The organism is Paraburkholderia silviterrae (assembly GCF_004353915.1).
Lineage (GTDB): Bacteria > Pseudomonadota > Gammaproteobacteria > Burkholderiales > Burkholderiaceae > Paraburkholderia > Paraburkholderia silviterrae.
Genome location: NZ_SMRP01000004.1, coordinates 174,085 through 183,827, shown reverse-complemented (window position 1 = coordinate 183,827; position 9,743 = coordinate 174,085). Strand labels below are relative to the sequence as shown.

Below are 9,743 nucleotides of genomic sequence, written 5' to 3'. Positions count from 1 at the left end.
TTCGCATGCGTGCCGCGCTGCTTCAGTCGAAGCGGCCGGTGCGCGCCATCTCCATGAGACGCGCGATGCGCTCTTCGGTGGCGGGGTGGGTCGAGAAGAGGTTCGCAATGCCGCCGCCCGCGAGCGGATTCATGATCATCATCTGCGCCGTGGCCGGATGCTGCTCGGCAGCCGGGAACGGAATGCCCTGCGCGTAGCGATGGATCTTGTCGAGCGCCGAAGCCAGCGCCTGCGGATCGCCCGAAATCTGCGCGCCGCCGCGATCGGCCTCGAACTCGCGCGAGCGCGAGATGGCCATCTGGATGAGCGCGGCGGCGATCGGCGCGAGCAGCGCCACGGCAATGCTGGCGATGGGGTTGGCGGGACGGCCGTTCTCGTCGCGGCCGCCGAAGAACATCGCGAAATTGGCGAGCGCCGAGATCGCGCCGGCCATGGTGGCCGAAATCGTCGAAATGAGGATGTCGCGGTGCTTCACGTGCGCGAGCTCGTGGGCCATCACGCCGCGCATCTCGCGCTCGGAGAGCACGCGCAGGATGCCCGTGGTGGCCGCCACCGCCGCGTGCTCGGGGTTGCGGCCCGTGGCGAACGCGTTGGGTGCGTCTTCGTTGATCAGGTAGACGCGCGGCATCGGAATGTTCGCGCGCGTGGCCAGCTCGCGGACCATGCGGTAGAACTGCGGCGCCGTGGTCTCGTCCACTTCCTGCGCGTTGTACATGCGCAGGACCATCTTGTCCGAGAACCAGTACGAGAAGAAGTTCATGGCGAGCGCGAACATCAGCGCGAGCATCATGCCGCGATGCCCGCCGATCATGCCGCCAATCACGATGAAAAGGGCCGTAATCGCGGCCATCAACATCGCGGTCTTGACCCAGTTGAACATGTGCTGTGCTCCTTCACCCATCAGGGATCAAATCGTTGGACGCCCGCCACGAGCCCCGGCCATCATTGCGCCGGTGGGGCGGCGAGCGCATTGTAAGCGATTTGTTAGATATGGGCGGATCTGAAAAATTCAATCTCAGCGCGTGGCGGTGGCAAGCCTCAAGCCCAGGCCGACGAACGCCGAGCCCACCGTGCGGTCGAGCCATTTCTTGATGCCCGGCTTGCCGGAGAAGCGCTGCGTCACGCTGCCTGCGATCCACGCGACGAAGCTGTTCCAGATCGTGCTCATGACGACGAACACGACGCCGAGCGCGAGGAACGCGAGCACCTTGTGCGGGCTCGTCACGTTCACGAACTGCGGGAAGAACGACACGAAGAACAGCACGACTTTCGGGTTGAGCACGTTGGTCCAGAAACCCGAGAGGAAGAGCTGGCGCAGCGGGCGCGGCGCGCTGGCGTGCACAGCGGATTCCGTTGTGTCGGCGGCGCGTGCCGGGGCTTGTTGTTTCGCGAAGATCAGGCGCACGCCGAGATACACGAGGTAGCACGCGCCCACGAGCTTGATGACCGTGAACGCCGTGGCCGAGGCCGCGAGCAGCGCGGTCAGCCCGAACGCGCAGGCCAGCGCGTGCACACAGCAGCCCGCGGAAATGCCCAGCGCCGACACGAGCCCGGCGCTGCGGCCCTGCGCGACGCTGCGGCCGACGATATAGGCCGTATCGGGACCCGGCGTGACGTTCAGGAGAAAGACGGCGACGAGAAAGAAGCCAAAATGAGTGATGCCAAGCATGACGTTTCCTGCAAAAGCGACTCGGAAAGAGGGATCGAGCCGCCCTGTGCAGCCGCCTCGCCGAATCCCTCAAATTCTAACGCGCGCAGCGGCGTGTGCGTTGCCTCGCCGCACGGCCGGATGCTCGACAGGCGAGGCCAGGAATCGCCTGCGGGTGCTTACGCCGCGCCGGCGTCGTTCAGCGTGAAGCGCTGGCCGGCCGCGAGCGGCATGCCAGCGAGGAATTCGCGTGCAGGCAGGCGCTTGCCACCGGGCTTCTGCAGCTGCGTCACGCGCAAGGCGCCCTCGCCGCACGCCACCACGACGCCCGCGGGCGAGACGTCGAGAATCTGGCCCGGCGCAGCGCCCGTGGGCAGGTTGGCGCCCTCGGCCGGCTCGGCGGACCACAGCTTGAGCAGCGCGCCGTCCAGCGTGGCCGCGCCGCCCGGGAACGGGTCGAACGCGCGAACCTGCCGCGCGAGCGCCTCGGCGGAACGACGGAAGTCGAGCGCGGCCTCCTGCTTGCCGATCTTCTCGGCATAGGTCACGCCATCGGCGGGCTGCGGCGTGACAGGCAGCGCACCGTCGCGCTCCAGCTGGATCAGCCCGTCCACCACAAGCTGTGCGCCCAGCGCCGCGAGGCGGTCGTGCAGCGTCGCGGTCGTGTCCGTGGACGCGATCGGCGTGCGCACTTCCGAGATCATCGGGCCGGTGTCGAGGCCCGCGTCCATCTGCATGAGGGTGATGCCGGTCTCGGCATCGCCGGCCTCGATCGCCCGGTGTATGGGCGCCGCGCCGCGCCAGCGCGGCAAGATGGACCCGTGGATGTTGATACAGCCGTGCGGCGGGATGTCGAGCACTTCTTGCGGCAGCAAAAGGCCGTAGGCGGCCACCACCATCACGTCGTGCGGCGTCGCGCGCAGCAAGTCCAGCGCCGCGACCGCCTCTTCCGGGTACTTGCCCGCGCGCCGCAGCGAGGGCGGCTGCGCCACGGCAATGCCATGCTCCTGCGCGTAGCGCTTGACCGGGCTCGCCTGGAGCTTCATCCCGCGTCCGGCAGGACGGTCGGGCTGGGTCAGCACGAGCGGCACGGCAAACCCCGCCTCGTGAATCGCGGCGAGCGCCGCGGCGGCGAATTCCGGCGTACCGGCAAAAATCACGCGAAGAGAATGGCTCATGGACGCTTGAAGATCGGCAAATGAAGAAGGGAGCGGCGCAGCGCGCGAGCGTTACATCGCGTGCTCGAGCTTCTTCATCTTGCTCTTGATGCGCGTCTGCTTGAGCGGCGAGAGGTACTCGACGAACACCTTGCCCATCAGGTGATCCATCTCGTGCTGGATGCACACGGCGAGCAGGCCTTCGCAGTCCACCTCGTAAGTCTCACCCTTCTCGTTGAGCGCCCGCACGCGCACCTTCTCCGCGCGCTCGACGTTGTCGTAGATGCCCGGCACCGAGAGGCAACCCTCTTCGTGCACTTCCCTCTCGTTGCTGGCCCAGACGATTTCCGGGTTGATGAACACGCGCAGTTCGTCGTGCGCGTCGGAGACGTCGATCACGACGACACGCTCGTGCACGTCGATCTGGGTGGCGGCAAGGCCCACGCCGGGTGCCGCGTACATGGTCTCGGCCATGTCGGCGACGAGCTTGCGGATACGGTCGTTGACCACTTCGACGGGTTTGGCGACCTTGTGCAGACGCTTGTCCGGGTAATGAAGAATGTTCAGTAGAGCCATGGTTTGTCAGGTTCCTGGTTGGGCGCCGCGGACCGCGCGACAAGCGCGCAAATTGGCCGTTCGGCCAACTGGTGCGCCCCTTGCGGAATACAGAAGATAGTCGGACAGATACGAACGAAATGACCGGAATCAACGCGCCGCCGGCCTCGCAAGCACTTCTCGTGTCCGCTCTGCCATTGCACGAACGGAATCGGCACGAAATCGGGCAAAAAGCGACGCCAGCAGCGCGCCGTGACCATGCGTCACAGCGCCGCAAATGAATTTCGGATGGTGAAAATTTTAACACGACAGGCCACGGTTCGCCCGTCGACGGAGAATCGCCGATGCTCGCCACCTTGCCGCTCGGGGCCGACGAACTCAGCGCCTGGCTGCGCCTCGCGAACACACGGGGCCTGAAGCCGGCGGCGCTGTGCGCACTGCTCGGCGCATTCGGGCTGCCGCAGCATGTGCTCGCGCAGCCGTTCGACGCGCTCGCGGCCGCGGCGGGCTATGAAGCGGCCCGCGCCGTGCTGGCGCCGCCCGCAGCGGACTTTGCGCAGCAAGTCGCCGCCGTGGCCGGCTGGTGCGCGCTGCCCGGCAATGCGCTCGTCACGCTCGCCGATCCCGCCTACCCGCCGCGCCTCCTGACGATGCCCGACCCGCCGCCGCTTCTCTACGTGAAAGGGCGGCTCGATCTGCTGCACGCGCGCAGCGTGGCCGTGGTGGGCAGCCGCAGCGCCACGCCGCAAGCCCTCGAGGACGCCGTGCGCTTCGCTCGCACGCTCGCCTCGGCTGGGGTGACGGTCGTCTCGGGCCTCGCACTCGGTGTGGATGGCGCAGCGCACCGGGGAGCGCTCGACGAACTCGGCGGCACCGTCGCCGTAACCGGCACCGGCGCCGACCTCGTCTATCCCGCCGCGCATCATGCACTCGCGACCCAGATTGCCGCGCGCGGCGCGCTCGTCAGCGAATGGCCGCTCGGCACGCCCGCGCGCTCGGCAAATTTCCCGCAGCGCAACCGCGTGATCGCGGCGCTCGTGGAGGGTGTCGTCGTGGTGGAGGCCGCCATGCGCTCGGGCTCGCTCATCACCGCGCGGCTCGCCAACGAAATGGGACGCGATGTGTTCGCCCTGCCCGGCTCCGTCCACGCGCCGCTCTCGCGCGGCTGCCATCGGCTGATCAAAGAAGGCGCGCAACTAGTCGAGACACCGGAGGAAATACTCGAGGCGCTGCGGTTCACGCAGCCGGCGCCACGAGCGCGGCGCCCCGCGGTGCCGCGTGAACGAAGCCCTGCCTGCGCAATGACGCTTGACCTCGAATTCGAAGCGCAACCTCCCCGCCTGGAGCAAGACTCCGCCCAGACGCAGCCGCCAGCCGAAGCGGCACGCGCACCCGCTGCGCCAATCGGGCCCGAGGCCCGCGCGCTGCTTGCCGCGCTCGGCCACGCCCCCGCTACGCTTGAAATCCTCGCGCAACGCACCGACATGACCGAGGCGGTTCTGCAGGCCACGCTGCTGCAACTCGAGCTGGCCGGACACGTGAGCACACTGCCCGGAGGCCGGTTTACGCGGGCGTCCCACTACTAGCGCGCCGCCGTGTTACATTCGCGCCAAACACCCGCCAAACGCCCACACTATATATAAGAGAACGCAAGGAACGATCATGCCCGCGCTTGACCTCGACACCGACGCCGACCAGATCGCCGAGCGCGTCACGGACCGCGACACGCTGTTCGTCGCCTGTCTGTGCGCTCAGTGGTGCGGCACCTGTCGCGACTATCGGGCGACGTTCGACCGTATCGCCGAAGCCCATCCCGAGATCTGCTTCGCGTGGATCGACATCGAAACGCACGCCGACCGCTTCGACGACCTCGATGTGGAGAACTTCCCCACCATCCTGATCGAAGACAGCAAGGCCACCCGCTTTTTCGGCACGGTGCTGCCGCACGGCGCCGTGGTCGAGCGCATGCTCGCGGATCTCACCGCGCTGCCGGGCGTCGCCGATGCACCGAAGCTGCGGCCCGTGCTGGCCGAGGCGTAGCGCGCGACCGGGGACCCAGCAGTGTCATGACCGTGAAGCCGCATCAATGAAGCATCAGGCAACCGCGTGCGTATCGCCCATCATCCGGTCTGGCTCCACACGGGTGCGCGCTTGCCCGTCGGCGCGCCGCGCCCTTATGATGGGCGCCCGAAGGCGACCCAGAAGCGACCCAAAAGCAACCCAGCAGCGCCCCGTGAGCGCCCCGCGGACGATATGCAGGCAACATCGCCGCGAGCGCCAGGCGGCACACATCCGATGACACGAAAATCGCCGCCGCTGCGCCATGTGCTATAAAGCGGTCGTTAAGCGAGAGGCGAAACGCGCCGCGCCGGCCCCGAAGCAAACCCAGACGGCATAGCCGCGGGGCGCGAACCCTATCCCAAGCCCGGAATCACCCACACACGACCAGTCATGTCCAAAGCCCTGATCATCGCCGAGAAGCCATCCGTCGCGAACGATATCGCGCGCGCTTTGGGCGGATTTACCAAGCATGACGAGTACTACGAAAGCGACGACTACGTGCTTTCGTCGGCGGTTGGCCACTTGCTGGAAATCGCCGCGCCCGAAGAGTACGAAGTCAAGCGAGGCAAATGGAGCTTCGCGCATCTGCCGGTCATCCCGCCGCATTTCGACCTGAACCCGATCGCCAAGAGCGAGTCGCGGCTCAAGGTGCTCACCAAGCTGCTCAAGCGCAAGGACGTCACGCAACTCATCAACGCATGCGACGCGGGGCGCGAAGGCGAGCTGATTTTCCGCCTGATCGCGCAGCACGCGAAGGCCAAGCAACCGGTCCAGCGCCTGTGGCTCCAGTCGATGACGCCGCAGGCGATCCGCGACGGCTTCGGGAACCTGCGCAGCGACCACGACATGCTGCCGCTCGCCGACGCGGCCCGCTGCCGCTCGGAAGCCGACTGGCTCGTGGGCATCAACGGCACGCGCGCGATGACCGCCTTCAACAGCAAGGGCGGCGGCTTCTTCCTCACCACGGTCGGCCGCGTTCAGACGCCTACTTTGTCGATCGTCGTCGAACGTGAAGAGAAAATCCGCCGCTTCGTCCCGCGCGACTATTGGGAAGTGCGCGCGGAGTTCGTCTGCGCCAAGGGCTTTTACGAGGGCCGCTGGTACGACCCGAAATTCAAGAAGGACGAGCTCGACCCGGAAAGGCGCGACTCGCGCCTCTGGAGCCTGCCGGCCGCCGAGACCATCGTGGCCGCCTGCCATGGCCGCGAAGGCACGGTCACCGAGGAATCGAAGCCGTCCACCCAGCTCTCGCCCGCGCTCTTCGACCTGACGAGCCTGCAGCGTGAAGCCAACGGCCGCTTCGGCTTCTCGGCCAAGAACACGCTTGGCCTCGCCCAGGCGCTGTACGAAAAGCACAAGGTGCTCACCTACCCGCGTACCGACGCGCGCGCGCTGCCCGAGGACTACATCGGCACCGTGAAAGAGACGCTCGAGATGCTCAAGGAGAGCAACAACTACCTGCCGCATGCCAAGCAGGTGCTCGACAAGGGCTGGGTGAAACCGAACAAGCGCATCTTCGACAATTCGAAGATCAGCGACCACTTCGCCATCATCCCCACGCTGCAGGCGCCGAAGTCGCTTTCCGAGCCCGAGCAGAAGCTCTATGACCTCGTCGTGAAGCGCTTCCTCGCCGTGTTTTTCCCGGCAGCGGAGTACCGCGTGACCACGCGTATCACCGAAGTCGCCGGCCATCACTTCAAGACCGAGGGCAAGGTGCTGGTCGAGCCGGGCTGGCTGCAGGTCTACGGCCGCGACGCGGGCGGCGACGACGCCAACCTCGTGCCGGTGCAGAAGGACGAGAAGGTCAAGACCGACAAGATCGCGGCGCATCAGCTCGTGACCAAGCCGCCTGCGCGCTACAACGAAGCGACGCTGCTCTCGGCCATGGAAGGCGCGGGCAAGCTCGTCGACGACGAGGAGCTGCGCGAGGCGATGGCCGCCAAGGGCCTGGGCACCCCAGCCACGCGCGCGGCGATCATCGAAGGCCTGCTCGGCGAAAAATATCTGGTGCGCGAAGGCCGCGAGCTGATTCCCACAGCCAAGGCGTTCCAGCTCATGACGCTCTTGCGCGGCCTCGGCGTCGAGGAACTCACCGCGCCGGAGCTCACCGGCGAATGGGAATACAAGCTTTCGCAGATGGAGCGCGGCAAGCTTCCGCGCGACGCGTTCATGCAGGAAATCGCCCGCATGACGCAGACCATCGTGAAGCGCGCGAAGGAATACGACTCCGACACCATTCCCGGCGACTACGCGACGCTGGAAACGCCGTGCCCGAACTGCGGCGGCCAGGTGAAGGAAAACTACCGCCGCTTCGCGTGCACGAAGTGCGAGTTCTCGATCTCGAAGATTCCGGGTGGCCGTCAGTTCGAAATCCCTGAAGTGGAAGAGCTGCTGCAGAACAAGACGATCGGCCCGCTCTCGGGCTTCCGCAGCAAGATGGGCCGGCCGTTCTCGGCCATCCTCAAGCTCTCCTTCGACGACGAGATCAAGAACTTCAAGCTCGAATTCGACTTCGGCCAGGACCAGGGCAGCGAGGACGGCGAAGCGCCCGACTTCTCGCAGCAGGAGCCGGTAGGCGCCTGCCCGAAGTGCAAGGGCCGCGTGTTCGAGCACGGCATGAGCTATGTCTGCGAGCATTCGGTCGCGAATCCGAAGACCTGCGACTTCCGCTCGGGCAAGGTGATCCTGCAGCAGGAGATCGCACGCGAGCAGATGGCAAAGCTGCTTTCCGAAGGCCGCACCGACCTGCTGACGAACTTCAAGTCCTCGCGCACGGGCCGCAACTTCAAGGCGTTCCTCGTCAAGCAGAGCGACGGCAAGATTGGCTTCGAGTTCGAGAAGAAGGAGCCGAGCGCGAAGACTGCGGCCAAGACGGCAGCGAAGAAGTCGGCTGCCACGGCGGAAACGGACGAAGCCGCGAACGACGCCGCCGAAACGAGCGCGAAGCCAGCGCGCAAAACGGCTGCCGCCAAGTCCGCGCCCGCGAAAAAGACCGCTGCCCGCAAGACGGCGGCGCGCAAGACCGGCTCGTAATCGGGCCAGTTTCGCGCACCGCTCAGCCGCCGCTCCCGGCGGCGCGCGCAAGCAAAAAGCGCAGCTTCTCACGAAGCTGCGCTTTTTTTATTGCCGTCCGGCCCCGCGCGCCGGGCGCCGCAACACGCTTATAGCGGCGACAGCGCCGACGTCCGCGCGCGCCCCGCAGCCACGCGCTGCGCCTTCGTCGCACGATCGCCTGGCGAGCTGTGATGATCGCCGTCGAGCAAGCCGGAAACCGGCTCCAGACCGTCGAACGCCTCGGGCACCGCCGGGTGCCCGGCGCCGCTTGCCGGGCGCGCCAGCCCGTCTTTGACCCACTGCTCGCCGAGCTGGCTGTTCGGCGTCTGGCTGAAGTGCTCGACGAGGTGGTCGATGAACGTGCGCACCTTCGCCGGCAAGTGGCGGCGGCTCGGATACGCGACGTTGATCTCGACCTGCGGCAGCCGATAGTCGCCAAGCAGGCGCACGAGGCGCCCGCGCGTCATGTCGCGCCCGATCAGGTAGCTCGGCAGGATCGAGATCCCCATGCCGAGCAGCACGAACTGGCGCAGCATCTCGGTGTTGTTCGCGACAATCACGTTGGTCGGGCGCACGCGCACCTCGCCATCCGGCCCCGTGAAGACCCGCTCGTCGCCCCAGTACTCCGAGGGCAGCGAAAGCGACGGATGCTCCATCAGATGCTCGGGGCGCGTGGGCGTGCCGTGCTTCTCCAGATAGGCGGGCGTGGCGCACACGGTCATGCAGCCCGTCGTGAGACGGCGCGTGACGATGCTCGCGCTGCGCATCTGGCGCGCGGTCACGACGCCCAGATCGAAACCTTCTTCGACGAGATCCACCTGACGGTCGACCAGCGTCACGTCCGGCACGACCTGCGGGTAGCGCTGCGTATAGGTCTGCAGCACGGGCGCGAGGTTGTGCAGCCCGAAAACCACCGGCGCGACGATACGCAGTGTGCCGACCGGCTCATGATTGCGCGCCACCACCATCTGCTCGACATCTTCGAGCTCGTCGAGGATCTGGCGGGCGCGTTCGAGATAGACCTGCCCGGATTCGGTGAGGGAAAGGCTGCGGGTCGTGCGATTGAGCAAACGCGTGCCAAGCCGCCCTTCGAGGTCGGCGACGTGACGCGTTGCAACCGCATTGGAGATATCCATCGCGGAAGCGGCCCGGGCAAAACTGCCGAGGTCGGCCACTTTGACGAATACTCGCATCGACTGCAAATGATCCATGTGACAACTCCTGCCTGTTACGGTCCGCCGAAAAACGGCGGCGGAAACCGCGAATTC

8 protein-coding genes are annotated in these 9,743 nt (G+C 66.5%); 3 read left to right on the top strand and 5 right to left on the bottom strand.

All coding sequences use genetic code 11. The features are described 5' to 3' along the window. Positions 1-22: 22 nt before the first annotated feature. From htpX to def, 4 genes are all read right to left on the bottom strand, one after another. Positions 23-880, bottom strand: coding sequence for a zinc metalloprotease HtpX (gene htpX, locus EYW47_RS11210; RefSeq protein WP_133194918.1), 858 nt, complete (start codon positions 878-880; stop codon positions 23-25). Positions 881-1,015: 135 nt separating this feature from the next. Next, positions 1,016-1,669, bottom strand: a complete 654-nt coding sequence (locus tag EYW47_RS11205) for a LysE family translocator (RefSeq protein ID WP_133194917.1) — start codon at positions 1,667-1,669, stop codon at positions 1,016-1,018. Between the two features lie 158 nt (positions 1,670-1,827). After that, entirely contained in the window at positions 1,828-2,826 is a 999-nt protein-coding gene (gene fmt / locus EYW47_RS11200) for a methionyl-tRNA formyltransferase (protein ID WP_133194916.1), read from the bottom strand. Between the two features lie 51 nt (positions 2,827-2,877). Continuing rightward, positions 2,878-3,381 (bottom strand): peptide deformylase, encoded by a 504-nt coding sequence (gene def, locus EYW47_RS11195; protein WP_028221529.1) that lies wholly within the window; start codon positions 3,379-3,381, stop codon positions 2,878-2,880. Positions 3,382-3,704: 323 nt separating this feature from the next. Between def and dprA the strand changes: the two genes are divergently transcribed. From dprA to EYW47_RS11180, 3 genes are all read left to right on the top strand, one after another. Next, a complete protein-coding gene (dprA, locus tag EYW47_RS11190) occupies positions 3,705-4,946 on the top strand; it encodes a DNA-processing protein DprA (protein ID WP_133194915.1) in 1,242 nt (413 codons plus the stop codon). 76 nt (positions 4,947-5,022) lie between these two features. After that, complete coding sequence (locus tag EYW47_RS11185; protein ID WP_133194914.1) at positions 5,023-5,400, top strand: thioredoxin family protein; 378 nt, start codon at positions 5,023-5,025, stop codon at positions 5,398-5,400. Positions 5,401-5,811: 411 nt separating this feature from the next. After that, positions 5,812-8,454 (top strand): DNA topoisomerase III, encoded by a 2,643-nt coding sequence (locus tag EYW47_RS11180; protein WP_133194913.1) that lies wholly within the window; start codon positions 5,812-5,814, stop codon positions 8,452-8,454. A 128-nt stretch (positions 8,455-8,582) separates the two neighbouring features. Here EYW47_RS11180 and EYW47_RS11175 read toward each other — a convergent pair whose 3' ends face one another. Continuing rightward, positions 8,583-9,686, bottom strand: a complete 1,104-nt coding sequence (locus tag EYW47_RS11175) for a LysR family transcriptional regulator (protein ID WP_133194912.1) — start codon at positions 9,684-9,686, stop codon at positions 8,583-8,585. Positions 9,687-9,743 lie beyond the last annotated feature (57 nt).